This is a genomic window from Pseudomonas sp. BT76 TE3572 (genome assembly GCF_050435365.1).
Taxonomy (GTDB): Bacteria; Pseudomonadota; Gammaproteobacteria; order Pseudomonadales; family Pseudomonadaceae; genus Aquipseudomonas; species Aquipseudomonas fluorescens_W.
Map to the genome: position 1 here is coordinate 4,871,236 of NZ_JBNDKE010000001.1, position 25,728 is coordinate 4,896,963.

At 61.0% G+C, this 25,728-nt stretch carries 23 protein-coding genes; 17 read left to right on the top strand and 6 right to left on the bottom strand.

The window, feature by feature from the left end:
• Window positions 1-71: 71 nt before the first annotated feature.
• On the bottom strand, window positions 72-743 hold the full coding sequence (gene rpiA / locus ABH912_RS22070) for a ribose-5-phosphate isomerase RpiA (RefSeq protein ID WP_033060551.1): 672 nt from the start codon (window positions 741-743) through the stop codon (window positions 72-74).
• A gap of 328 nt (window positions 744-1,071) precedes the next feature.
• On the opposite strand from rpiA, the gene ilvA reads away from it, so the two are divergent.
• Entirely contained in the window at window positions 1,072-2,586 is a 1,515-nt protein-coding gene (ilvA, locus tag ABH912_RS22075; RefSeq protein WP_008150508.1) for a threonine ammonia-lyase, biosynthetic, read from the top strand.
• A 39-nt stretch (window positions 2,587-2,625) separates the two neighbouring features.
• Window positions 2,626-3,054 carry a DUF2269 domain-containing protein gene (locus tag ABH912_RS22080; RefSeq protein WP_033060550.1) on the top strand — a complete coding sequence of 143 codons (429 nt, stop codon included), beginning with the start codon at window positions 2,626-2,628 and terminating at the stop codon, window positions 3,052-3,054.
• A gap of 93 nt (window positions 3,055-3,147) precedes the next feature.
• Here the strand turns inward: ABH912_RS22080 and ABH912_RS22085 are convergent, their stop codons facing one another.
• Window positions 3,148-3,804 (bottom strand): HAD family hydrolase, encoded by a 657-nt coding sequence (locus ABH912_RS22085; RefSeq protein ID WP_429511651.1) that lies wholly within the window; start codon window positions 3,802-3,804, stop codon window positions 3,148-3,150.
• Window positions 3,805-3,947: 143 nt separating this feature from the next.
• On the opposite strand from ABH912_RS22085, the gene ABH912_RS22090 reads away from it, so the two are divergent.
• Complete coding sequence (locus tag ABH912_RS22090) at window positions 3,948-4,427, top strand: RNA pyrophosphohydrolase (protein WP_008150514.1); 480 nt, start codon at window positions 3,948-3,950, stop codon at window positions 4,425-4,427.
• A gap of 22 nt (window positions 4,428-4,449) precedes the next feature.
• Entirely contained in the window at window positions 4,450-6,729 is a 2,280-nt protein-coding gene (gene ptsP, locus ABH912_RS22095; protein ID WP_033060547.1) for a phosphoenolpyruvate--protein phosphotransferase, read from the top strand.
• Window positions 6,730-6,954: 225 nt separating this feature from the next.
• On the opposite strand, the gene ABH912_RS22100 is transcribed toward ptsP, so the two are convergent.
• Entirely contained in the window at window positions 6,955-7,701 is a 747-nt protein-coding gene (locus ABH912_RS22100; RefSeq protein WP_033060545.1) for an NRDE family protein, read from the bottom strand.
• Between the two features lie 120 nt (window positions 7,702-7,821).
• On the opposite strand from ABH912_RS22100, the gene ABH912_RS22105 reads away from it, so the two are divergent.
• The 3 genes from ABH912_RS22105 (at window position 7,822) to ABH912_RS22115 (ending at window position 10,512) form a co-directional block, all read left to right on the top strand.
• Entirely contained in the window at window positions 7,822-8,604 is a 783-nt protein-coding gene (locus tag ABH912_RS22105) for a sulfite exporter TauE/SafE family protein (protein WP_046053727.1), read from the top strand.
• A gap of 81 nt (window positions 8,605-8,685) precedes the next feature.
• Window positions 8,686-9,492, top strand: a complete 807-nt coding sequence (gene lgt, locus ABH912_RS22110; RefSeq protein ID WP_429511652.1) for a prolipoprotein diacylglyceryl transferase — start codon at window positions 8,686-8,688, stop codon at window positions 9,490-9,492.
• A gap of 48 nt (window positions 9,493-9,540) precedes the next feature.
• A complete protein-coding gene (locus tag ABH912_RS22115) occupies window positions 9,541-10,512 on the top strand; it encodes a thymidylate synthase (protein ID WP_033060541.1) in 972 nt (323 codons plus the stop codon).
• A 121-nt stretch (window positions 10,513-10,633) separates the two neighbouring features.
• On the opposite strand, the gene cadR is transcribed toward ABH912_RS22115, so the two are convergent.
• Window positions 10,634-11,083 carry a Cd(II)/Pb(II)-responsive transcriptional regulator gene (gene cadR / locus ABH912_RS22120; RefSeq protein WP_027926516.1) on the bottom strand — a complete coding sequence of 150 codons (450 nt, stop codon included), beginning with the start codon at window positions 11,081-11,083 and terminating at the stop codon, window positions 10,634-10,636.
• A gap of 85 nt (window positions 11,084-11,168) precedes the next feature.
• Here cadR and ABH912_RS22125 point away from each other — a divergent pair, with 85 nt between their 5' ends.
• The 9 genes from ABH912_RS22125 (at window position 11,169) to ABH912_RS22165 (ending at window position 21,854) form a co-directional block, all read left to right on the top strand.
• Complete coding sequence (locus tag ABH912_RS22125) at window positions 11,169-13,430, top strand: heavy metal translocating P-type ATPase (protein WP_429511653.1); 2,262 nt, start codon at window positions 11,169-11,171, stop codon at window positions 13,428-13,430.
• Window positions 13,431-13,446: 16 nt separating this feature from the next.
• Window positions 13,447-14,310, top strand: a complete 864-nt coding sequence (locus ABH912_RS22130) for a LysR family transcriptional regulator (protein WP_429511654.1) — start codon at window positions 13,447-13,449, stop codon at window positions 14,308-14,310.
• A 227-nt stretch (window positions 14,311-14,537) separates the two neighbouring features.
• Window positions 14,538-15,614, top strand: coding sequence for a putative 2-aminoethylphosphonate ABC transporter ATP-binding protein (locus ABH912_RS22135; RefSeq protein WP_429511655.1), 1,077 nt, complete (start codon window positions 14,538-14,540; stop codon window positions 15,612-15,614).
• On the top strand, window positions 15,614-17,338 hold the full coding sequence (locus ABH912_RS22140; RefSeq protein ID WP_429511656.1) for a putative 2-aminoethylphosphonate ABC transporter permease subunit: 1,725 nt from the start codon (window positions 15,614-15,616) through the stop codon (window positions 17,336-17,338). Before ABH912_RS22135 ends, ABH912_RS22140 begins: the two co-directional genes overlap by 1 nt.
• A gap of 31 nt (window positions 17,339-17,369) precedes the next feature.
• A complete protein-coding gene (locus ABH912_RS22145) occupies window positions 17,370-18,395 on the top strand; it encodes a putative 2-aminoethylphosphonate ABC transporter substrate-binding protein (protein ID WP_090178483.1) in 1,026 nt (341 codons plus the stop codon).
• Window positions 18,396-18,457: 62 nt separating this feature from the next.
• A complete protein-coding gene (locus tag ABH912_RS22150; protein WP_429511657.1) occupies window positions 18,458-19,591 on the top strand; it encodes a TIGR03364 family FAD-dependent oxidoreductase in 1,134 nt (377 codons plus the stop codon).
• A complete protein-coding gene (locus ABH912_RS22155) occupies window positions 19,591-20,157 on the top strand; it encodes a phosphonate degradation HD-domain oxygenase (RefSeq protein ID WP_033060531.1) in 567 nt (188 codons plus the stop codon). The genes ABH912_RS22150 and ABH912_RS22155 overlap by 1 nt, the downstream gene beginning before the upstream one ends.
• An 85-nt stretch (window positions 20,158-20,242) precedes the next feature.
• Window positions 20,243-20,671 carry a hypothetical protein gene (locus ABH912_RS22160; protein ID WP_429511658.1) on the top strand — a complete coding sequence of 143 codons (429 nt, stop codon included), beginning with the start codon at window positions 20,243-20,245 and terminating at the stop codon, window positions 20,669-20,671.
• 124 nt (window positions 20,672-20,795) lie between these two features.
• A complete protein-coding gene (locus tag ABH912_RS22165; protein WP_080932109.1) occupies window positions 20,796-21,854 on the top strand; it encodes an IS110 family transposase in 1,059 nt (352 codons plus the stop codon).
• 436 nt (window positions 21,855-22,290) lie between these two features.
• Here the strand turns inward: ABH912_RS22165 and ABH912_RS22170 are convergent, their stop codons facing one another.
• Together ABH912_RS22170 and ABH912_RS22175 are read right to left on the bottom strand one after the other, a co-directional pair.
• Complete coding sequence (locus tag ABH912_RS22170; RefSeq protein WP_429511659.1) at window positions 22,291-23,676, bottom strand: GTPase/DUF3482 domain-containing protein; 1,386 nt, start codon at window positions 23,674-23,676, stop codon at window positions 22,291-22,293.
• Window positions 23,669-25,039, bottom strand: a complete 1,371-nt coding sequence (locus ABH912_RS22175) for a DUF2868 domain-containing protein (RefSeq protein ID WP_429511660.1) — start codon at window positions 25,037-25,039, stop codon at window positions 23,669-23,671. Before ABH912_RS22175 ends, ABH912_RS22170 begins: the two co-directional genes overlap by 8 nt.
• 84 nt (window positions 25,040-25,123) lie before the next feature.
• Between ABH912_RS22175 and ABH912_RS22180 the strand changes: the two genes are divergently transcribed.
• Window positions 25,124-25,636 (top strand): dihydrofolate reductase, encoded by a 513-nt coding sequence (locus ABH912_RS22180; RefSeq protein ID WP_429511661.1) that lies wholly within the window; start codon window positions 25,124-25,126, stop codon window positions 25,634-25,636.
• The last annotated feature ends 92 nt before the right edge of the window (window positions 25,637-25,728 follow it).

Genomic DNA, 25,728 nt, shown 5'->3' on the forward strand with positions numbered 1-25,728 from the left:
ATTCAACATCTCTGTCGACTGTTACGGCCTCTTCGCGAGCAAGCTTCGCTCCTACGGGGGAGTGCGGGGTGTCAGGCCTTGAGGGTTTTCACGCCTTCGCTGGTGCCCAGCAGCAGCAAATCCGCCGGACGTGCCGCGAACAACCCATTGGTGACCACGCCGACGATGGCGTTGATCTGGGTCTCCAGCTCCACCGGGTTGGTGATCTGCATGTTGAACACGTCGAGGATGATGTTGCCGTTGTCGGTCAACACGCCTTCACGGTAGACCGGGTCGCCGCCCAGCTTCACCAGCTCGCGGGCCACGTGGCTGCGGGCCATCGGGATCACTTCCACCGGCAGTGGGAACTCACCGAGCACCGGCACCAGTTTGCTGGCGTCGGCGATGCAGATGAAGGTTTTGGCTACGGCCGCCACGATCTTCTCGCGGGTCAGGGCTGCGCCGCCGCCCTTGATCAGGTTCAGGTGCTCGTCGCTTTCATCGGCGCCGTCGACGTAGAACTCCAGGTCGCTGACCGTATTCAACTCATACACCGGAATGCCGTGGCCCTTGAGGCGGGCAGCGGTGGCTTCGGAACTGGCGACCGCGCCGTCGAACGCGCCTTTGTGCTTGGCCAGCGCATCGATGAAGCAGTTGGCGGTGGAGCCGGTGCCGACCCCGACGATGCTCTTGTCGTCGAGTTTCGGGAGGATGAAGTCGACGGCGGCCTGAGCCACTGCCTGTTTGAGTTGATCCTGGGTCATGCGGGCTCCGAGGTGCCGAAGGAGGGAACGAAAGGGCGGCATTATAGGCTTCGGGGCAGGGAAGGTCATTGCCCGATTGGCGGGTTGCTTTTGTGGCGAGGGAGCTTGCTCCCGCTGGAGCGCGAAGCGGTCCCCCGCAATTCCAGTCACGAAGCCAATCTGGAGAATTCCGCGCGCCGGTTTACGACTGCTTCGCAGCCGAGCGGGAGCAAGCTCCCTCGCCACAATGGTTCTGTGGTGTCTAAAACCATCTGTTTAGTGTGGTCGCCCGCCCGAAAGCCGGGTTAGACTCCTTGGCCCTGCCCAACCCGCTCAGTGATGCTTTCCGATGCTCGAACAGTACGTCAAAAAGATCCTCACCTCGCGCGTTTATGACGTTGCCGTAGAAACCCCATTGCAGACTGCCCGCCAGCTCTCCGAGCGGCTGGGCAACAGTATTTGGCTCAAGCGCGAAGACTTGCAGCCGGTGTTCTCGTTCAAGATTCGGGGCGCCTACAACAAGCTCACGCAGCTTTCCGATGAAGAGCGCGCTCGCGGCGTGGTCACCGCTTCGGCGGGTAACCACGCGCAAGGCCTGGCCCTGGCGGCGAAAGTGTTGGGCGTGAAAGCGACCATCGTGATGCCCAAGACCACCCCGGAAATTAAAGTCGAAGGCGTGCGTTCGCGTGGCGGCAAAGTGGTGCTGCACGGGGATTCGTTCCCGGAAGCCCTGGCCTACTCGCTGAAACTGGTCGACGAAAAAGGCTACGTCTACATTCACCCTTACGACGATCCCCACACCATTGCCGGGCAGGGCACGGTGGCGATGGAGATTCTGCGTCAGCACCCTGGCCGTCTGGATGCGATTTTTGTCCCGGTGGGCGGTGGCGGGTTGATCGCCGGGATCGCGGCGTACGTGAAGTACTTGCGACCTGAAATCAAAATCATCGGCGTCGAGCCGGACGACTCCAACTGCCTGCAAGCCGCCATGGCCGCTGGCGAACGCGTGATCCTGCCGACCGTGGGCCTCTTCGCCGACGGCGTCGCAGTGGCGCAGATCGGTCAGCACACCTTTGATATCTGCAAAGACTATGTCGATGAAGTGATCACCGTCAGCACCGATGAAATCTGCGCGGCGATCAAGGACATCTACGACGATACCCGCTCGATCACCGAACCTGCTGGCGCATTGGGCGTCGCCGGGATCAAGAAATACGTCGAGCAACGCGGCGTCACCGGTCACACCTTTGTGGCCATCGATTCTGGCGCCAACGTCAACTTCGACCGCCTGCGCCACGTCGCCGAGCGCGCTGAGCTGGGCGAGGGTCGAGAAGCGATTATCGCCGTGACGATTCCCGAGAAGCCGGGCAGCTTCAAGGCGTTCTGTGAAGCCATCGGCAAGCGCCAGATCACCGAATTCAACTACCGCTACAACACCGGCAGCGAGGCGCACATCTTTGTTGGCGTGCAGACGCACCCGGAAAACGATCCGCGCAGTGCGCTGCTTGCCAGTCTGACCGAGCAGGGTTTCCCGGTGCTGGACCTGACCGACAACGAATTGGCCAAGTTGCACATCCGCCACATGGTCGGCGGCCGTGCGGCTCATGTGGTTGATGAAGTGATTCTGCGCTTCGAATTCCCGGAGCGTCCGGGTGCGCTGTTCAACTTCCTCAACAAGCTCGGTGGGCGCTGGAACATCTCGATGTTCCACTACCGCAACCATGGCGCGGCGGATGGTCGTGTGGTCGCGGGCCTGCAAGTGCCTCACGATGAACGCCACCTGGTGCCCGCAGCGCTGGAAGAAATCGGCTACCCGTACTGGGACGAAAGCGACAACCCGGCCTATCAGCTGTTTCTCGGCTGAGCGGCTACGCTGATGGCCAGGCCATAAGGAAATCGAACAATGGAAACGTTAACCGCCCTGAAAGTCGCTCATATGGTGGCGACGGTGTTGCTGCTGGTCAGCGCACTGGGTCTGGCGATCTGGGTCTGGCGTACGCGCCGTAGCGGTGACGCAACGGCTCACGCGCGGACGTTGCAGCGACCACGGGTGTTTATCTGGCTGGTGATGGGGCTGGCGCTGCTGAGCATGCCGTTTACCGGCTGGTGGATGGTGCATCTGGTGGGCTGGCCGCTGGGGCAGATCTGGTTGTTGGCTTCCAGTGTGCTTTACACCGTCGCGGCGTTGGGCTGGTTCTGGTTGCTGGTGCGGCTGAATCGGCTGCGTAAGGCACCGGCAGCGGGCAATGGGAAATTTACCTTTACCTTGGCGTTGTTCAGTTTTGTCTGCTTTATCGCCATTGCCGGGTTGATGGGTGCCAAGCCTGTTTAAGGCTTGAGACCGGGTTGACCCCATCGCGAGCAGGCTCACTCCTACAGGGGACCGCATTCTTCTGTAGGAGTGAGCCTGCTCGCGATGGCGGTATTAGTCGCGCAGACTAATCACCGGCCAGCCACGCTTCTCGGCTTCAGCGCGCAGGTTTGGATCAGGATCGACCGCAACCGGATTGGCCACTTGCTCAAGCAGCGCCAAATCATTCATCGAGTCGCTGTAGAAATAGCTGTCCTCCAGCGAATACCCGGTTTCTTCCAGCCAACGATTCAACCGCGTCACCTTGCCTTCACGGAAGCACGGCACGTCGGTGCTGCGCCCGGTGTAGCGACCATCAACCATTTCACATTCCGTGGCGATCAGGGTTTCGACGCCCAGACGCTGGGCAATCGGCCCGGTAACAAAACGGTTGGTGGCGGTGATGATCACCAGTTTGTCACCTGCCTCGCGGTGCTTGGCCAGCAGTTCGAGACCCTTGGGCAACACAATCGGCTCAATGCAATCGCGCATGTAATCCAGGTGCCATTGATCCAGTGTGGCCATCTCGGTGCGGCCGAGGACTTCCAGGCAGAAGTTTAGATAAGCGTCGTTATCCAGCTTGCCGGCCAGGTAATCCTGATAGAACTCATCGTTGCGCGCCTTGTAGGCAACGGCGTCGAGGAAGCCGCGTTCGCACAGGTAATCGCCCCAGGCGTGGTCACTGTCACCGCCCAAGAGCGTGTTGTCCAAGTCGAATAAAGCCAGCCGCATTGCAGTTACTCGCTGAAAAGTCTGTAGAAAGGCGTCCAGAATACGGACTTTTCACAAGAGTGCACATAAGGTAGGCCGGCTCGTTGCTGCTATCACAACCTTTGTGGAACAATGCGGCGACATGCGTTTGCGAGGTTGTTGCCGTGATCGACCCCGATGGTTTCCGCCCCAATGTCGGGATCATTCTCACGAATGATGCCGGACAGGTGCTATGGGCTCGCCGTATCAATCAAGATGCCTGGCAGTTTCCACAGGGCGGGATCAACCCCCAGGAGACGCCGGAAGACGCCTTGTACCGCGAGTTGAACGAAGAAGTGGGGCTTGAGCGCGAAGATGTTGAAATTCTCGCCTGCACCCGGGGCTGGTTGCGCTATCGTTTGCCGCAACGTCTGGTCAGGACGCACAGCCAACCGCTGTGCATCGGCCAGAAACAGAAATGGTTTCTCCTGCGCCTGGTCTCCAACGAGCAACGGGTGCGGATGGATTTGACCGGTAAACCGGAATTCGATGGCTGGCGCTGGGTCAGTTATTGGTATCCGTTGGGCCAGGTGGTGACATTCAAGCGCGAGGTGTATCGACGCGCTCTCAAAGAGCTTGCCCCGCGCCTTTTATCGCGCGACTGACGACGGAGTTCGACCCCGAGCCATGCTCAATACGCTGCGCAAGATCGTCCAGGAAGTTAACTCCGCCAAGGATCTCAAGGCGGCGTTGGGCATTATTGTATTGCGCGTCAAAGAGGCCATGGGCAGCCAGGTCTGCTCGGTCTACCTGCTTGACCCTGAAACCAACCGCTTCGTGCTGATGGCCACCGAGGGCTTGAACAAGCGCTCGATCGGCAAAGTCAGCATGGCACCCAACGAAGGTCTGGTTGGCCTGGTCGGCACGCGTGAAGAACCCCTGAACCTCGAAAACGCCGCGGATCACCCGCGCTACCGCTACTTCGCCGAGACCGGTGAAGAGCGCTACGCTTCATTCCTCGGGGCGCCGATCATTCACCACCGCCGCGTCGTCGGCGTGTTGGTCATTCAGCAAAAAGAACGTCGCCAGTTCGACGAAGGTGAAGAAGCCTTCCTCGTGACCATGAGCGCGCAGCTCGCCGGCGTTATCGCCCACGCCGAAGCCACCGGTTCGATCCGGGGGCTGGGTCGTCAGGGCAAGGGCATCCAGGAAGCCAAGTTCATCGGCGTACCGGGTTCGCCGGGTGCGGCGGTCGGTACCGCGGTAGTCATGCTGCCGCCGGCCGATCTGGACGTGGTGCCGGACAAGACCATCACCGACATCGCCGCCGAACTCGGGCTGTTCAAGACCGCCATCGAAGGCGTGCGGGCCGACATGCGCGCCTTGTCCGCCAAGCTGGCGAACCAGTTGCGCCCGGAAGAGCGCGCGCTGTTCGATGTCTACCTGATGATGCTCGACGATGCCTCTCTGGGCAGCGAAATCACCACCGTGATCAAGACCGGTCAGTGGGCCCAGGGCGCGTTGCGTCAGGTGGTCACTGAACACGTCAACCGTTTTGAATTGATGGACGACGCCTACCTGCGTGAGCGCGCGTCGGACGTCAAAGACCTCGGCCGGCGCTTGCTGGCTTATCTGCAGGAAGAGCGTCAGCAGACCCTGGTCTACCCCGACAACACCATCCTGATCAGCGAAGAATTGACGCCGGCAATGCTCGGCGAGGTACCGGAAGGCAAGCTGGTCGGTCTGGTCTCGGTACTCGGTTCCGGCAACTCCCACGTGGCGATCCTGGCGCGCGCCATGGGTATCCCGACGGTGATGGGCCTGGTCGACTTGCCGTATTCCAAGGTCGACGGCATCCAGATGATCGTCGACGGCTACCACGGCGAGGTCTACACCAACCCCAGCGAAGTGCTGCGCAAGCAGTTCGCCGAAGTGGTCGAGGAAGAGAAGCAACTGGCCCTCGGGCTGGATGCACTGCGGGATTTGCCGTGCGTGACCCTCGATGGTCACCGGATGCCGTTGTGGGTCAATACCGGCCTGCTGGCGGACGTGGCGCGGGCGCAGAAGCGTGGCGCTGAAGGCGTCGGTCTGTACCGCACCGAAGTGCCGTTCATGATCAACCAGCGCTTCCCGAGCGAAAAAGAGCAACTGGCGATTTATCGCGAGCAACTCGCCGCGTTCCATCCGCAACCAGTGACCATGCGCAGCCTGGACATCGGTGGCGACAAATCGCTGTCGTACTTCCCGATCAAGGAAGACAACCCGTTCCTCGGCTGGCGCGGCATTCGCGTTACGCTCGACCACCCGGAAATTTTCCTGGTCCAGACCCGCGCCATGCTCAAGGCCAGCGAAGGCTTGAACAACCTGCGGATTCTGCTGCCGATGATCTCCGGCACCCACGAGCTGGAAGAAGCCCTGCACCTGATTCACCGGGCCTGGGGCGAAGTCCGCGACGAAGGTTGCGACGTGCCTATGCCGCCGATCGGCGTGATGATCGAAATTCCGGCAGCGGTTTATCAGACCAAGGAACTGGCGCGGCAAGTGGACTTCCTGTCGGTCGGCTCCAACGACCTGACCCAGTACCTGCTGGCCGTGGATCGAAACAACCCGCGGGTAGCCGACCTCTACGACTACCTGCACCCTGCGGTGCTGCAAGCCCTTCAGAGCGTGGTGCGGGACGCCCATGCCGAAGGCAAGCCAGTAAGTATCTGCGGTGAGATGGCTGGCGATCCGGCGGCGGCGGTGCTGTTGATGGCGATGGGCTTCGACAGCCTGTCGATGAACGCCACCAACTTGCCGAAAGTGAAGTGGATGCTGCGTCAGATCAACCTGAGCAAGGCCAAGGAATTGCTCGCCGAGCTGATGACCATCGACAACCCGCAAGTTATCCACAGCTCGCTGCAATTGGCGCTGAAGAACCTTGGGTTGGCGCGGATGATTAATCCGGCTTCGGCCAAGACCCTCTAAGCCTGCGGCGACTCTAAAATCGACCCCTCACCCCAACCCTCCCGAAACGTCGGACCGCCCCAAGGGGGAGAGGGGGAAAGGGAGCAGATATTCAAGCTTTTCAAAACCTGAGTTCGACTCGATATCTCAGGTCGATGTAGCTCGAAAAAACACCTCGGTCAGTTCCCTCGCCCCCTTGGGGAGAGGGTTAGGGTGAGGGGTGGTTCCATCTGACACCCCGCATAGTTAAACCCGCACCTCAACCTCCCCCAAATGCCCGCCATACGGCCCAAAACTCCGCTCCACCATCCACCGCGTCCCATCCGCCTGAACAATCAACGCCGTACTCGCTCGCGTTCCATAAGTCGGACTGGCAATAAACACACTCGACAGCAACGTCTCGGTGGCCAACCCGACCCCGGTATCCGGCAATTCGGCAAAAGGCGCCGTCTGCGGATCATTCAGCAACGCCAATAAAGCCTGGGGTTGCGGATCGTCCAGCACTTCCTCCAGCGCCGCCCGCGCCTTGAGCAGTTTCGGCCACGGCGTATCCAGCCCGGCGTTCGACAACCCATAAACCCCCGGAGGCAGCATCACTGCCTCAGTCTCCCGGGCATTGAAGTGCCACAACTCGTTGGTATTGCCGACCAGCAGGTTAAATCCGGCATATTCCAGCGAACGTCCGACAACGTCGCTTAAGTAATCATCAATCGACATGTTGCCTAAAAGAAAACCTGCCACCAGTTCACCTCGCGATTTGCGCGATGGAGGCTGATGCGGATCGCGGATATTGGTCAGTGCGGCGAAGCGTCCATTGGCGCCAACACCGAGCCAGGTGCCCCCGGCCTCCAGATCGCGACCGGCATGCACGTGCGGTGCTTCGGGCCATTGCGCCAGGGGCAGGCTGGGCCGGGCATAGAATTCGTCGCGGTTGGCCGCCACGATCAGCGGCTGGGCATGACCCGGTCGCCAAGCGAAAACAATCAGGCACATAAGGCAGTCCTTGTGTGTTTTCTGCCCACTCTACTCAGTCATCGAGTGGGTATCCATCGCCATCCAGTGGAGCTTGAGGCCATGCATCCGTTACCATGCCGCTCTCATTTGGGGATGCGCATGGAATTTCTGCTCTATCTGGCGCTCGGCGCCTGTGCAGGTGTGCTGGCCGGGCTGTTCGGGGTCGGCGGCGGGATCATTATCGTTCCGGTGCTGGTTTACAGTTTCAAGCTGCAAGGGTTCGATCCGTCGATCCTCACGCACCTGGCGGTCGGCACGTCCCTGGCGACGATCATATTTACCTCGGTCAATGCGATCCGCGAACATCACCGTCGCGGTGCCGTGCGTTGGCCGATTTTTGTCTGGATGACCCTCGGCATTCTCATCGGCGCCGGTTTCGGCGCGCTGACGGCGGAAGCGATCTCCGGGCCCAACTTGCAGAAAATCATTGGCGTCTTCGCGCTGGTCATCGCTGCGCAATTGGCGCTGGATTTCAAACCCAAGGCCAGCCGAACGGTGCCGGGTAAAGTCGGTCTGACCGTGGCCGGCAGTGTGATTGGCTGGGCCTCGGCGATTTTCGGGATTGGTGGCGGCTCGCTGACGGTGCCGTTCCTGACCTGGCGCAGCGTACCGATGCAGCAAGCGGTGGCGACTTCATCCGCCTGCGGTCTGCCGATTGCCTTGTCCAGTGCATTATTTTTCATGATTCTGGGCTGGCACGATCCATTGCTGCCGGCCCATAGTCTCGGTTTTGTTTATTTACCGGCGCTGCTGGGGATCGCCCTGACCAGCATGTTCTTCGCTCGCCTCGGCGCACGACTGGCCCACAGCCTGTCGCCGAAGTTGCTGAAAAGACTGTTCGCCGCTTTGCTGTTCTGCGTGGGCCTGAATTTCCTGCTCTGACGCAGCGCAATCCTGACTTAATCCTGGCGTGACAGCGTCGCCCGGGAATTTTGAAAGTTTCAACTCTAACGAGGAGTCGCAATGCTGCCTTACCCGCAGATCGACCCGGTGGCATTGGCCATCGGTCCGCTGAAAATCCACTGGTACGGCTTGATGTACCTGATCGGCATCGGCGGCGCCTGGCTGCTGGCGTCGCGTCGGTTGAACCGCTTCGACCCCACCTGGAGTAAAGAGAAACTCTCCGACATGGTGTTCTGGATGTCGATGGGGGTCATTGTCGGCGGCCGGTTAGGCTATGTGCTGTTCTACGATCTGAGCGCTTACCTCGCCAACCCGCTGTTGATCTTTGAAGTGTGGAAGGGCGGCATGTCGTTCCACGGCGGGTTCATCGGCGTGATGCTGGCCGCGTTGTGGTTCGGTAAAAAGAACGGCAAGTCGTTCTTCCAGCTGATGGATTTCGTCGCGCCGATGGTACCGATCGGTCTGGGCGCCGGACGTATCGGTAACTTCATCAACGCCGAGTTGTGGGGCAAGGCCACCGATGTGCCGTGGGCGATGGTCTTCCCGACCGATCCCGCGCAACTGGCGCGTCACCCGTCGCAGCTGTATCAGTTCGCCCTCGAAGGCGTCGCGCTGTTCGCCATTCTCTGGTTGTTCTCGCGCAAGACGCGGCCGACCATGGCGGTGTCCGGGATGTTCGCGCTGTTCTATGGCATCTTCCGTTTCATCGTCGAATTCGTCCGCGTACCGGACGCGCAACTGGGCTATCTGGCCTGGAACTGGCTGACCATGGGTCAGGTACTGTGCGTACCGATGATCGTCGGCGGTCTGTACCTGATCTGGCTGGCGTATCACCGTGCACCGGCGGCTCCAGCGGCGGCCGTATAAATTCGAACCCCGGGGCTTTGGTCCCGGGTTCAAGGACACAGGTAACTCATGAAGCAATATCTCGAACTGGTCGCCCACGTCATCAAGAACGGCACCAAGCAAGCCAACCGCACTGGCGTGAACACCATCAGCTTCCCTGGCGCGATGCTGCGTTATGACCTGAAGGAAGGTTTCCCGGCGATCACCACGCGCAAGATGGCCTTCAAATCGGCCATCGGCGAGATGTGTGGTTTTCTGCGCGGAGTGAACAACGCCGCCGAATTCCGTGCACTGGGCTGCAAAGTCTGGGATCAGAACGCCAACGAAAACGCCCAGTGGCTGGCCAACCCGTTCCGTCAGGGCGAAGACGACCTCGGCGAGATCTACGGCGTGCAATGGCGCAAATGGCCAGCGTACAAGCAGATCCCGGTCAGCAACCAGGCCGCCATCGAGCAGACCCTGAGTCAAGGTTATCGCCAGATCGCCGAAGGCGAAGAAGACGGTCAGGCTTACGTGGTGCTGTACAAGGCGATCGACCAGATCCGCCAGTGCGTCGACACCATCATCAAAGACCCGGGCAGCCGCCGCATCCTGTTCCACGGCTGGAACGTCGCCCAGCTCGATGAAATGGCTTTGCCGCCGTGCCATCTGCTGTACCAGTTCCACCCGAACGTCGAGACGAAGGAAATCTCCCTGACCCTCTACATCCGTTCGAATGACCTAGGCCTGGGCACGCCGTTCAACCTCACCGAAGGCGCCGCGCTGCTGAGCCTGATCGGTCGCCTGACCGGTTACACGCCGCGCTGGTTCACCTATTTCATCGGTGATGCCCACGTCTACGAAAACCACTTGGACATGCTGAACGAACAGCTCAAGCGCGAGCCGTTCCCGATGCCGAAACTGGTGATTAGTGATCGTGTGCCGGAGTTTGCCAAGACGGGTGTGTATCAGCCGGAGTGGCTGGAGTTGATTGAGCCGAGCGATTTTTCGCTTGAGGGTTATGAACACCACGCCCCAATGACCGCGCCAATGGCGGTCTGAAGGCTTGCCACTAAACCTGTGGGAGCGGGCTTGCCCGCGATAGCGGTTTGTCAGTCACATCAATGTTGGATGTGCCGCCGTCATCGCGGGCAAGCCCGCTCCCACAGGTTTTATGGTGGCCTTAGTGGCCGTGACTACGGCCAACATGGGAATGCTCAACCTCCGTCGCCACAACCCCGCCACTCACCTCCAACCGCTGCAAAATCCCGCACTGATCAATCTCCGGCCCTTCGCCACAACGTTGGCGCAGGTCGAGCAGTTGTGTCTGCAACGCCAGTAACCCATCGATCCGCGCTTTGACGTGATGAATGTGTTCGTCGATCAACGCATTCACGCTTTCACATTGATCCTGCGGACTGTCGCGCAGGGCCAGCAGGCTGCGGATTTCTTCCAGGGTCATGTCGAGGGTGCGGCAATTACGGATGAAGGTCAGGCGCTCAGCATGAGCCTGGGTGTAGACGCGGTAGTTGCCGTCGCTGCGGGCCGGCTCCGGCAGCAGGTTTTCGCGCTCGTAGTAGCGGATGGTTTCCACGGCGCAGTCGGTGAGTTTGGCCAGTTCTCCGATTTTCATGACGGCAATCTCCAAATGGGTGCTTGACCCTATAGTGGCTACAGGGTCTTTACTTGGCAACAGGCACCTTTCCGGACGCGACCCAATGAGCGATTCCCTTCACACGCACAAACCCGAGGATGAGCACGAGCACAGCCACAAGCTGCAGCCTGTGCAGAAGCATGACCATGGTGGTCACGGGGATTCCTGCTGTTCGTCCAAAGTGGCGGCACCGTCGCTGATCAAATTCAGCGAAACGCCGACTGCTGGCGCGCGACTGAGCATTTTCCGCATCGACGCCATGGACTGTCCGACCGAGCAGACGCTGATCGAGAACAAACTCGGCAAGCTCGTGGGCGTGCAGCAACTGGAATTCAACCTGATCAACCGCGTGCTGGGCGTCACCCATGACTTGCCGAGCACTGCACCGATCATCGACGCGATCAAATCTCTCGGCATGCAGGCCGAGCCGCTGGAGCAGGGCGTCGAGCCGCCAGCGCCGGCCCCCGAGAAAAAGCCCTGGTGGCCCTTGGCGCTGTCGGGTGTTGGTGCATTGACCGCCGAAGTGATCCACTTCACCAACGCTGCGCCGAACTGGGTGGTGGCGGTCATTGCGTTGATCTCGATCCTCAGCGGCGGCCTCGGCACCTATAAAAAGGGCTGGATCGCACTTAAAAACCTCAACCTGAACATCAACGCGCTGATGAGCATCGCGGTGACTGGCGCGATCCTGATCGGTCAGTGGCCGGAAGCGGCGATGGTGATGTTCCTGTTCACCGTGGCCGAGTTGATCGAAGCCAAATCCCTCGACCGGGCGCGCAATGCCATTGGCGGCTTGATGCAGATGACCCCGGAACAGGCCACGGTGCAGCAGGCCGACGGCAGTTGGGTCTTGCAGCCTGTCAAATCCATTGAGTTGGGTGCGCGAGTGCGGGTGCGTCCCGGTGAGCGGATTGGTCTGGACGGTGAAGTGGTGGCGGGCAGTTCGACCATCGATCAGGCGCCGATCACCGGTGAAAGCCTGCCGGTGGAGAAGACCCTCGGCGATAAAGTCTTCGCCGGCACCATCAACCAGGCCGGTTCCCTGGAGTACTCGGTAACCGCAGCGGCCAACAACTCGACCCTGGCGCGAATCATCCACGCCGTGGAACAAGCCCAGGGCGCACGGGCACCGACCCAGCGTTTCGTCGACAGCTTCTCGAAAATCTACACCCCGGCGGTGTTCATTCTGGCGCTCGCCGTTGCTGTGATTCCGCCACTGTTCATGGGCGCCGTATGGTTCGACTGGATCTACCGGGCGTTGGTGTTGCTGGTGGTTGCGTGCCCATGTGCGCTGGTGATTTCTACGCCAGTGACCATCGTCAGCGGCCTCGCGGCGGCGGCGCGCAAAGGCATTCTGGTGAAGGGCGGCGTCTATCTGGAGGGCGGTTACAAGCTCGATTACCTGGCGCTAGACAAGACCGGCACGATCACGCACGGCAAACCGGTGCAGACCGATTACCTGTCGCTTGATCCAACCGCTGACGCATCAACTCTGGCGATTGCGGCGGCGTTGGCCGGTCGTTCGGATCACCCGGTGTCCTTGGCCATCGCCAACGCGGCTGTGGATAAACAACTCGCACCGCTGATTGTGGATAACTTCGAGGCGCTGGCCGGTCGTGGTGTACGCGGCGAAATCAATGGTCAGGTTTACCACTTGGGTAATCACCGTTTGGTGGAAGACCTGAACCTGTGCTCGCCCGAACTGGAAGAAAAGCTGTTCGCGTTGGAGAAACAGGGCAAGTCCGTGGTGCTGCTGCTCGACAAATCCGGCCCATTGGCGCTGTTCGCAGTGGCCGACACCGTGAAAGAGTCCAGCCGCGAAGCAATCCAGCAACTGCACGACCTGGGCATCAAAACCCTGATGCTGACCGGCGATAACGTCCACACCGCTCAGGCGATTGCCGCGCAAGTCGGCATCGACGAGGCCAAGGGCGATCTGCTGCCGACCGACAAGCTGCAAGCCATCGAAGCCCTTTATGCACAGGGCCATAACGTCGGCATGGTCGGCGACGGCATCAACGACGCTCCGGCGCTGGCGCGGGCCGAGATCGGTTTTGCCATGGCGGCGGCGGGCACCGATACCGCCATCGAAACCGCCGATGTCGCCCTGATGGACGACGATCTGCGCAAGATCCCGACCTTCATCCGGCTGTCACGGCAAACCTCAAACATCCTCAAACAGAACATCGCCTTGGCATTGGTCATCAAAGCGATCTTTCTTGGGGTAACCTTCGCCGGGATCGCCACCATGTGGATGGCGGTGTTCGCCGACATGGGCGTGAGCCTGTTGGTGGTGTTCAACGGTTTGCGCCTGTTGCGCAAATAAGCGATGAGGGAAGGGTGTGCTGAGTGCCGAGCTGAAGGCGTTTTACATGGTTGCCCGCCTGGGCAGCATTACCCTGGCGGCGAAAAAGCTCGGTCTGAGCCAACCCACGGTGACCACGCAGATTCGCAATCTGGAAAGCCAGTACTCGGTTGAGCTGTTCTACCGTGGCGGCCGCCGCCTCAGCGTCAGCGATGAAGGCGCGCGGTTGCTGCCGATGGTCAAGGCGCTGTTGCAGCAGGAAGCCGACATCGAGTTTTTCCTGCGCAACAGCGGTCAGGTCCAGGGCACGTTGCGCATCGCTGCGACCGCGCCGTATTACATCCTCGATCTAGTGAAGACCTTTCGCGAGCGCTTGCCGCAGGTGGAGGTGTCGGTGGAGATCGGCAACTCCCAGCAGGTGCTTGAAGCGCTGGAGGATTACCGGGTGGATGTCGCGGCGTCGTCGCAATTACTCGACGATGCACGGCTGATTCGCCGGGTGCTCGGCAGCGATCCGCTGGTGCTGGCGGTGCATCGCAATCATCCGCTGGCGGTCCACGACCATGTGCCGCTCAGTGCGTTGGCCGGGCATACGTTATTGATGCGCGAATCGGGTTCGACCACTCGACGCCTGACCGAGGAATTGCTGGCCAGCGCCGGGGTGAGTTTCGGGCCGCTGCTGGAGATTGGCAGCCGTGAGTCGATCCGTGAGGCGGTGTTGCGCAACATCGGCATCAGCATCATTGCCCGGCAGGAAGTGCCGCATGATCCGCAACTGCGCGTACTGACCATCGAGAATTCGCCGCAGATTCCTGAGTATTTGTATTGCCTCAAGGAACGCAAAGGCGCGCGGCTGCCGGCGGCGTTTCTCGGCCTGGCGCAGGAAATGGCCCCCGCGTAGATCCCTGTGGCGAGGGAGCTTGCTCCCGCTGGACTGCGCAGCAGGCTCATTTTTTGGGGCCGCTTCGCAGCCCAGCGGGAGCAAGCTCCCTCGCCACAGGTTACTCATCGCTCGTTCTACCCAACCCAAATCCTCGAATACCACTATCAGCCGTTTTTGCCTCACTGCCACATGACGGACGCATTACAAACCTAGGATGGCCTTCATCTGCTTGATGAGGCCTGTCCATGAACCACTCGATCGCAACTGCCCTGACCAACCCCGGCGCCCCGATGAAAGTGCGCGGCGTGCAGAAACGCTTTGGCGCCTTCACCGCGCTGGATAACGTTTCCCTCGACGTGGCGGCTGGTGAGCTGGTGTGTCTGCTCGGTCCGTCGGGCTGTGGCAAAACCACCTTGCTGCGCTGCATCGCCGGTCTTGAGAAGCAGGACAGCGGCGAGTTGTACCTCGGCGATCGCGACGTTTCCCACCTTGCGCCCCAGGCTCGGGACTACGGCATTCTGTTTCAGTCCTACGCGCTGTTCCCCAATCTCACCGTCGAAGCGAACATCGCCTACGGCCTCGCCGGCAGTGGTCGCGATGAAGTGCGCAAGCGTGTCGGTCAGATGCTGGAGCTGGTCGGCCTGATCGGCAGTGAGAAAAAGTACCCCGGCCAATTGTCCGGCGGCCAACAGCAACGTGTCGCACTGGCTCGGGCCCTGGCGCCGGCGCCTTCCTTGTTGTTGCTGGACGAACCGATGTCGGCCCTCGACGCCCGAGTCCGCGAGCATCTGTGCACCGAACTGCGCCAACTGCAGCGCAACCTCGGCGTCACCACCCTGATGGTCACCCACAATCAGGACGAGGCCATGCTGATGGCCGACCGCATCGCCGTGATGAACAACGGCAAGGTCGAGCAGTACGCCACACCGCAGGAAATCTACAACCGCCCGGCCACACCGTTTGTGGCGGAGTTCGTCGGCCAGGGTAACTGGCTGCCATTCCAGCGCAGCAGCGACAGCCATGCGCAAGTTGGCGGGATGAACATGCGCCTTGCCGAAGGCAGCGCCAAAACCGCGTCGGGCCGTTTGTTCTGCCGCCCGGAAGCCATCAACGTCAACCCGCCGGTGCATGAAGAAAACCTGTTCCCGGCCAAGGTTCGCGAAATCACCTTCCTCGGCAACCGCTGCCGCATGAGTTTCGAACTCGATCAACTGCCGGGCCACGCATTGCTCGCGGAACTGGCGCCGGAAGCCATGCCACGCCTCGGCGCGCAGCAAATCATGGTCGCCTTGCCGCCGCGCAGCCTGCAGGTGTTTGCCTGATGAGCGCGAACCTCGCGCTGCCGATACCGCACAAGCAGGTTCGGCAGACCTCCCGTGCCGAGATCGGCGACCGGGTATTCGTGGTCGGCGGCAAAGTCCTTTTGCTGGTGTTGCTCGGCGTTGCGGTACTGATGCCGTTGCTGGCGATCTTCTGGCGCGGTTTCAGTTCGGAAGCCGGGCAGGGCGGCGGTCTGGTGGCTGCCCGTGAATTGGTGACCAGTGCCAATTTCCACTGGTTGCTCGGCAATAGCCTGAAAGTGTCCCTCAGCGTGGCGGCGATTGTCGTACCGCTGGCGTACCTGTTTGCTTACGCCCTGCAACGCACGTTGATACCGGGCAAAGGCATCTGGCGCGGCATGTCGTTGTTGCCGCTGATGGCGCCGTCGATGTTGCCAGGCATTGCGCTGGTCTATCTGTTCGGCAACCAAGGCATGCTGCGCGGTTTGCTCTCGGACAACATCTACGGCTTCTGGGGCATTGTTCTGGGCGAGGTCATCTACACCTTCCCACACGCGCTGATGATTCTGCTGTCGGCGCTGTCCCTGGCGGATGCGCGATTGTTCGATGCTGCGTCGAGCATGGGCGCCAGTCCGGCGAAAGCCTTTCGCAGCATCACTTGGCCGGCAACCCGTCAGGCTGTGTTCGCGGCGTTCTGTCTGGTGTTCACCCTGACCATCACCGACTTCGGCGTGCCCGTGGTGGTCGGTGGCGATTATCAGGTGCTGGCGCTGGAAGCCTATAAAGCCGTGGTCGGCCAACAACAGTTCGGTCGCGGCGCGTTGATCGGCATGGTCCTGCTGTTGCCGGCGCTGTTCAGCTTCGGTGTCGACGCCTGGCTGCGTCGGCGACACGGCGATTCCATGAGCGGTCGGGCGCAGGTCTTTCAACCGGCGCCGTCGAAACTGCGGGACGGCTGCTACCTAGCGATCGTGCTACTGATCTGCGCGGTGTTGCTGCTGGTGTTCGGCATGGCGGTGTACTCGTCGCTGGTGAAGTTCTGGCCGTACAACCTGTCGCTGTCGCTCAATCATTACCAGTTCAACGACACCGCGGGCGGTGGCTGGCTGGCCTATGGCAACAGCGTGAAGATGGCGCTGTGTACGGCATTGATCGGCAGCGTGCTGATCTTCACCGGCGCCTACCTGATGGAAAAAACCAAGGGCCAGCGCGGACTGAATCTGATCCTGCGCATGCTCAGTTTCGTACCGATGGCGGTGCCGGGTCTGGTGCTGGGCCTGGGTTATGTCTTCTTCTTCAACCTCACCGGCAACCCGTTGCATGTGCTCTACGGGACCATGACCCTGCTGGTGGTCTGCACCATTGCTCACTATTTGACCACCGCGCAAATGACCGCGACCACGGCGCTGCGCCAACTCGACGCCGAGTTCGAAGCCGCCGCGCTCTCGCTCAAGGCGCCGCTCTATCGGCATTACCTGCGCGTCACCGTGCCGATCTGCCTGCCGGCGCTGCTGGACATCGTGCGCTACCTGTTCGTCTCGGCCATGACCACGGTCTCGGCGGCGATCTTCCTCTACAGCCCCGACACCATCCTCGCGGCGGTGGCGGTGCTGAATATGGATGACGCCGGCAATGTCGGCGGCGCGGCGGCGATGTCGACTTTGATTCTGTTCACCTCGGCGGGCGTGTCCCTGCTGCTGGCCTGGGCTTCGCGCGGTTTGCTGCGCCGCTCCCAGGCCTGGCGGCAGACCGCGCCCGGCAACTGACTCACACCCTCAACTCAAACAGGAAAAGATCATGTTCAAGCCCCTGGCCCTGGCCGCTGCTGTCCTCACCGCTTTCAGCCTGAACGCCTTCGCGGCGAAAACCGAGTTGACGGTGTATACCGCCCTCGAAGCCGAACAACTGAAGACCTATAAAGAGGCCTTCGAAAAGGCCAATCCGGACGTCGAGATCAAGTGGGTGCGCGACTCCACCGGCATCATCACCGCCAAGCTGCTGGCCGAAAAAGCCCGCCCGCAGGCTGATGCGGTGTGGGGCCTGGCCGCTTCGAGCCTGGCGATCCTCGATCAGCAAGGCATGCTGCAAAGCTACGCGCCGAAGGACCTGGGCAAGATCGGCGGCAACTACCGCGACGCTGCCAACCCACCGGCCTGGGTCGGCATGGACGTGTGGGCGGCGACCATTTGCTTCAACACTGTCGAAGCCGAAAAGCAGGGTTTGAGCAAACCCGTGAGCTGGCAGGACCTGACCAAGCCTGAGTACAAAGGCAAGATCGTCATGCCCAACCCGGCCTCGTCCGGCACCGGTTTCCTCGACGTCAGCGCCTGGCTGCAAACCTTCGGCGAGAAGCAGGGCTGGGCGTACATGGACGGTCTGCACCAGAACATCGGCCAGTACGTTCACTCCGGTTCCAAGCCTTGCAAACTGGCGGCGGCGGGTGAATTCCCGATCGGTATTTCCTTTGAATACCCGGCCGTTCAGTTGAAGCGCCAAGGCGCGCCGCTGGACATCATCCTGCCGAAAGAAGGCCTGGGCTGGGAGATCGAAGCCACCGCCGTGATCAAGGGCACACCGCATGAAGACGCGGCGAAGAAACTGGCCGACTTCTCGGCAAGCCCGGCAGCGATGGAGCTTTATAAAGAGAACTTTGCGGTGCTCGCGCAGCCAGGTATTGCCAAGCCGCAGACCGAGTTGCCGGCGGATTATGAGCAGCGTTTGATCAAGAACGACTTCGCCTGGGCCTCGAAGAATCGCGACGAAATCCTGACCGAGTGGCGCAAGCGCTATGACGGCAAGTCCGAGAAAGTGGTTGCCAAGTAAACAATGCACAACCTTTGGTGAGGGGATAAATCCCCTCGCCACAGAGCTCAGGACAAAACCCCATGACACAACACAACGACATGCTGATCGTCGGCGCCGGCATCCTCGGTCTGTCCCACGCCTACGCCGCCGCCAAGCGCGGTCTGAAAGTCACCGTTTTCGAACGCAGCGAAACGCCCTTAGGCGCCTCGGTACGCAATTTCGGCCAGGCACTGGTCACCGGCCAACCACCGGGCCCGATGCTCGAACTGGCCAAGGCAAGCCGCGAAATATGGGGCCAATGGGCGCAACTCGCCGGCCTGCAACTCAAGCGCAACGGCTCGTACCTGTTTGCCCGCACCGAAGCCGAAGAACATCTACTGGAAGCCTTCTGCGCCGGTCGCGCCGTGGAGCACGGTTACCGCGTAGACCTGTTGCGCGGCGCTGCATTGCACGATTTGTACGGCGGTCAGTTCAGCCATCATCGCGCGGCGTTACACGGGATGGACGATCAGCAACTGTATTCCCGTGAAGCGATTCCAGCGCTGATCGACTACCTGCACCGCGAACTCGGCGTCGAGTTTCACTTCTCCACCCTGGTGCGCGACATCGAGCCCGGCCGCTTGCACAGCACCGCCGGATCCTTCAGCGCCGAGCAGATCATCGTTTGTTCCGGCCACGATTATCAGACGTTGCTGGCCGAGCCAATCGCCGAGCTCAACCCGCAAATCTGCCGCCTGCAAATGCTCCGCGCTCGACCGCAAATCAACCTCAACCTGCAACACGCGTTGCTCACCGGTTTGAGTTGCGTGCACTACGGCGCCTTCGCCGATCTGCCGGAAGCGGCGGCGGTGCAGGCGCAAATCCTGCGAGAGGAACCGCACCTGCATGAAAACGGCATTCACCTGCTGATCAGTCCGACGCCTTATGGTGAGTTGATCATCGGCGACTCCCACCATTACGGCAGCGACCCGTCGCCGTTCAATGCCGAGCAAGTGGACAACTGGATGATTGAGCTGGCCGAGCAGACGTTGGGTTGCAAGGTGCAAGTGGTCGAACGCTGGCAGGGTGTCTATGGTTCACGGGGACCGCGGCCGTTCTCGTTTCTGCGTCCGATGCCGGGCGTGAGCGTGGCACTGATGCACACGGGTGTCGGCATGAGCGTCGGGCCGGCGATGGCTGAACGTAACGTAGCGACGTTGTTGGGAGAGCGTTGATGGGCCGCAATGAGCAAGTGATCGCCGAGGTGTTCGGTCTGTACGAGCGCTTTGGCGACAGCGATTACATCGGCGAACCGGTGTCGCAGATCGAGCACATGTCACAGGCGGCGGAACTGGCCATGGCCGAGGGCTTCGATGACGAAGTGGTGCTGGCCGCGTTCTTCCACGACATCGGGCATATCTGCGCCGAGAGCGCCGAGAACATGGGCGGTTTCGGCGTGGTCAGTCACGAGCGGTTGGGCGCGGATTATTTACGCCGCGCAGGTTTCAGCGAGCGCATGGCGCGGCTTGTGGAATACCACGTTCAGGCCAAGCGTTATCTGACACTCAAAGAGCCTGGGTACTACGAACGCTTGAGTGAAGCCAGTCGCCGCACTCTGGAATACCAGGGCGGAGTGATGACCACTGAAGAGGCTGAAGCTTTCGAACAGGACCCATTGTGTGCGGTGAGTTTGCGAATGCGGCAGTGGGATGAGCAGGCCAAGGAAATGGCGGTGCCGCTGATTGATCTTGAGGTGTTGAAGCGCAAGGCCGCGAAGGTCTTGTCCGGCGAGGCGCGTTGAGTTGTCTCACAGGCAATAGGGAAACGGTGGATGGATTGCCTTGCGGTATTGGGCCAGTCTGGGCTTTTCCCAAGGAAGCGCACGGATGCGTTATTTGAAAGTGATTGCACAGGATCGAAGCGGTCAGGGTGTGGCAGATACCGTTCATTTTGAGTTCTATGAAGATGATCAGTTGCAGCGCAAGGCGACGGAGGCGGATCGACAGCGGCTCAAGTCTTTCAGCAAAACGTATTTGAAATGCGCCTGGTACAACAGCGGGGAGGGTGAGGACCGTCACTTGCGAATCTTCTCGCAGAATCCATCCACTGACGGCACGCCTGAAACGGTAGGCCTGCATTTTCATGAAGGGCCGATGATTGCCTACAAGGCAGCGGCTCGCGATCTTGATAACGATGGGGTTTTCGAGCTGATATTGAGTTCGGATGTGGACAACGACGGGCGGGCGAATCGCACGGATCGCAATCGTGTCCGGTCGTTGACGCAGAGCTTTTTGAAGATCGACCGGGACCTGTAATTGGATGGACTCGCCCAAGCCGAGGCGTCAATGCGCCACGGTGGCAGTCTAAGCAGCCAACGACAGCGAGGGCGAGTCCATGAAAAATCATAGTTCGATTGATCAATCCCTGTCTTCTTCCGATTTGTCGGTCTGCACAACCTTGGCGGTCGATCTGGCCAAGCAGGTCTTTCAGGTCGCCGGTGAAGATGTCCTCGGCCAAGTGCGCTACGAGCAGCGGATCAAGTCGCGTGAGGCGTTTTATGAGTTTCTCCAACAGTTGCCACCTCATGTCGTGGTTTTGATGGAGACCGGTCCGGGTGCTCAAGCCTGGGCCCGGCAGCTGCAAGACCAAGGCAATCCGGTGCGGATTCTTCCAGCCGGTTTGGTGGCTACACATCGCAGCGGACCTAAAAATGATCGTAACGATGCGCTGGCGATTCTGCGGGCTGATCGCGATGAAAAAATCTGCGCAGTACCGGTCAAAAGCGTTGCAGCGCTGGCAATGCAGGCGTTGCATCGCACCCGTCAGGGCTATGTGCGTCGACGCACGGCAGTCAGTAATCAGATGCGCGGCCTGCTGCTCGAACACGGCGTGGCCCTGGCGCAGGGCGATGTTGCAATCAGCCAGAAAATTCCGCGGGTACTGGAAGATGCTACCCAGCCGGTGCCGGGGCTGCTGCGTGAACTGATCGACGAACTGTTGGCCGAGTGGCGCCATTTGGGCGAGCGCATCAGCGTGCTGACGGGACGCCTGGAAGTGGCCGCCAACGCCGACATGACGGCGAAGCGACTGATGACGGTGCGCGGCATCGGCCCAGTCACTGCCACTGCACTGGTGGCCAAGGAAACCAAGCCTGAACGATTTCCCAATGCCCGCAAGTTTGCCGCGTACTTTGGCATGGTGCCTGACCAGCACAGCAGCGGGAACACGGTCCGGCTGGGGGACATGACCAAGCGAGGTGATGTTTATTTACGCAGCCTGATGATCCAGGGAGCCCATGCGGTGCTGCAACAACTACGACCTGATTCCCAGCAACCCGATGACCGTCGCTTGTTGCGCTGGATGAGCCGGCTGGGCCGTAAGGAGGCGGCGATCAGGCTAGCCAACCGCAACCTGCGAATCGTCTGGGTGCTTTTACAGAATGACCAGACTTATCGTCGCCACGCGGGTGATGGCCAGCAAGCGACGATGAGCCACTGAGCGACAGAGTTCTGCCACCGAGGTACTAACTGTCCGACCCTTTGCTGAAAAAAAATTGACCCCAGGTAAGACCGGCGTGGATTGATGCCTAAGCTGCTACTGGCCTTCGAGGCCTGACTGTAATCGGCATACCACGAGCTTTTCCAATTTTGGCCAGAGGCCGAAGACGGCTTCCACGAATAGGCCTGATACATAGATGCAACGGGGCGACGGTTTTTCAGAAGCGGGTAGACAGTGGGGGCGAGTCCATACATAGCAGCTGCCGAGCCTGCGAGGCTGCGTTCGAGCCGGGGGCGCGTTCGACCGAAGTCCTCGCAAATCCTGTGTATGCGGTTTGCCTGACCGAATGAGTTGGCTGATTTTACGACTGCTGCGCAGCCGAACGCAGCCTCGCAGGCTCGGCAGCTGCTACAAGTCAGCGCAGTATGCTGCCGGATTAAAGCTCCCCCACCTTGCCGGCCAACACCTCAACTTGCTCTTGCCTTTCCGCCTGGCTCAACTTCGGATGCGGATTAAGCGACGACCACTGCGGATGCGCCCGAGCCTTGTTCAGTGCTTCGGGCAGTTTGCCTTCGCGCCAGGTTTTGTCCTGGGGCGTGGCCACTTGAATGCTGTCCATCGCTGCATGCCCACGCGCATTGAGCGCGTGCAGCAGTTGCCGCTGACGCAACGCCAAGAGCCGGAGCACGCCGTCATCGACGGTCAGCTCTCGCTGGCCTTTGATCTTGCCCAGCAGGCGGCTGCCATAACTGCGGGCCGTTTGCAGCGCGCCACCGGCAATCGCCCCGGCCAAAGCCGCTGCGCCAAGGGTCAGCCCGCCCACCAGCAGATCGACCCCGGCCCCGGCTGCCGCGCCGGCCGCGATGCCACCACCGACCCGAACGCCCAGTTGCTTCAGTGTTTCCGGGTTGAACAGGTCGTCACCCCAGCGGCCATCGAGCAGTGGCAGATCACTGGCCGCCGCATCCTGTGGACGAAAGGCGTACAGCTTGAGCAACGCTTCGACGCAGCGTTGTTCCCGTTGTCGAACCGCTTTGCGCAACTCGCTGATGGCCTGCTGTTCTTGCTCGGCTTCGCTGACCACGCTGCGTCGGCACGCGGCGCAGTCGATCAATAATTCAGCAATCAGCCGTGCCGCACTCTGTTGCCGGGCCTGGCGTTGGGCTTGCTGATCGGCGATCAAGCGTTCCAGTTGCGGGCGGGCGTTTTCCAGCAGCAGCGCGAGGCTTTCATACAGTCGACGTTCGCCGTCCTCCGGTGGTGCGACGCTGTCGAAACGCACCAAGGCGTGCAAGCCCAGACGTGCCAACGCTTCGCGCCAATCCGGCTCGCGGTGGTTGGCGCTGCTGACAAAGTTCAGCACCGGCAGCAGCGGTTTTCCGCAGCTGGCCAACACTTCCAGTTCGTCACGGTATTTGGCCAGCACCGGTTCCCGGGCGTCGATCACGTAGAGACCGGCGTCGCAGGTCAGCAGTTGCCGCAGCACCTTGGCTTCCTGTTCAAACCGTTGTCGCGCTTCGCTGCCGTCAAGAAATCGCGCTAACCGTGCCGGGCCGTCGAGGCGTTCACCCGGTCGTTCCAGACGTTCGAGGTAGTCGAGCAGGGCGATGGCGTCTTCCAGGCCCGGCGTGTCGAAGAGATCGAGCAACGGCTCGCCGTCTACCGACAACCGCGCGCCCTCGACGTGTCGAGTGGTGCTGGGGCGATGAGAGACTTCACCAAAGCCGACATCCCGGGTCAGCGTTCGCAGTAATGAGGTTTTGCCGACGTTGGTGTGGCCGACTACCGCGAGCTTCAAGGGCGCTTTCCAGGGGTTAGTCATGACCGCTCTCCAGCCAGTTCAACGGCGCGCAATCGGCGAACGGCAGGTCCAGCTGTTGCAGCGCCACGTGCCAGTCACCCAGCCTTTCGGCATCCAGCGCTTCGCCCGGTGGAGCTTGCAGCAACCAGACGCGGGTGGCGCTGGCGTTGCGCGCCAGTTCGGCGATCAGTGCCAGACTGCCGCGGTCCGGCGAACGTCGCGGATCGCAAGCGATGGCCAGACGGGCCGGGGGAAAGCGGCTCAGCTGTTCGAGGAGTTTGTGCCGCGATTCGCGACTGTCGAGGATGCCGGCGTTGCCCACGGTTTTCGGCAGTGGCGGCGGCCAGGGGCGTTGATCGTCCAGCTCGATGGCCACCAACAGCGCGCCATCACTTGGCAGATCGCTGACACCGTTTTCGATTCGGTGCAGTTGCTCTGGCGCCGCGTCGCTGATGCCAAGGCGTTCACTGGTGGGCATCAGCCGTTCACGCAGTTGGGCGTAACCGGGCAGGTTCAAATCCAGACGCAATGCCGCTTGCCCGGTTTTCCAGCGCCACAGGCAGAACAGCGCCAGCAACAGTCGCGGCAACACACCGTAGACCACCAGCACGCCGACCAGCCATGTTGCCCAGGCCTGACGGGCGCTTTCGATGTTCAGCGCGGCATCGCCGCTGGCGCGGATCATTTCCACGGTCGGAACGTTGAAACCCAGCAGGGCCGGCAGGGCGCCGAGGGCCTGGGTCATGGCGACGAAAGTGTCGCCACCCAGGAGCGTGGTTTCCCAGACGAAGCCGTAACGCCGGGTCGCCATCAGCATCAACAGCATCACCAGCGCGCTGAGCATCGCCAGCAACCACAAACCGTTGACCAGTACGCCGACCGCCCAGCGATTGAGTTTGTGTCGTTGCAGCAAGAGCAGCAGGGCCGGGGCCAGTTGCGCGGCTTTGGCATCGCGGGCGAGTTTTTCGCTGAGCCATAACCATAAGCGACCAAGGGTGGCGCCGTGATCGCCAGCGAAGACCAGGCCCAACGCCCAGCTCAGCAATAGAATCAGGTTCAGTCCGAGTAGGCTGCCCAAGGCCCAGAACACATTGACCGGCGTCTGTCCGTCGCCCATTGCGGCAAACGCCAGGCCGGCGCCGCTGACAACGGCCAGCACCGCCATCACGATCAGCGCCAGACGCGCGCCTAGAAGCCAATGCTGGAGGGCGTCGGTCAGTCCGTCGCGCTCGGCGAGCCACAACGCGCGGCGTTGAATCCGTGTCGGCAGGTCACCACCGGCGCTGCGGGCCAGTCGGTTGGCTTCCAGATCATCCAGGGGGCCTGCGTGCTCTTCACGCAGGCGAATGGTTTCCGTCAACCAGAGGTTTTTCAGTTCAGTCACGCGCCATCCCGTCGCTCAATTGAGCTGTGAGCATAACCGCTGTGGCGCTTATCGGGTTACGGATGGCTCTGGTATCCTCGCGGCATGACTAAATCACTCCCCCTCAGCCTGATTGCAGCCCTCGGTGAAAACCGTGTGATCGGCGTCGACAACAGCATGCCCTGGCACTTGCCGGGGGACTTCAAATACTTCAAGGCCACCACCCTCGGCAAGCCGATCATCATGGGTCGCAAGACCTGGGATTCCCTCGGTCGTCCGTTGCCGGGCCGGTTGAACATCGTGGTCAGCCGCCAGACGGATCTGGTGTTGGAGGGCGCGGAGGTTTATCCGTCGCTGGAGGCCGCCGTTGTTCGGGCCGAAGCATGGGCGAAAGAACAGGGCGTCGATGAGCTGATGCTGATTGGCGGCGCGCAGTTGTATGCGCAAGGGTTGGCGCAGGCTGATCGGCTGTATTTGACGCGTGTAGCGCTGAGCCCGGAAGGGGATGCGTGGTTTCCGGAGTTTGATTTGAACCAGTGGAAGCTGGTATCGAACGTGCCGAATCCGGCGGAAGGCGACAAGCCAGCGTACAACTTCGAGGTTTGGGAGAAGGCTTAAAAACTGTGGCGAGGGAGCTTGCTCCCGCTGGGCTGCGCAGCAGCCCTGAAACCCGGCGCTGCGTTCTTCCCGAAAGACCGCGTTAGCCTTAT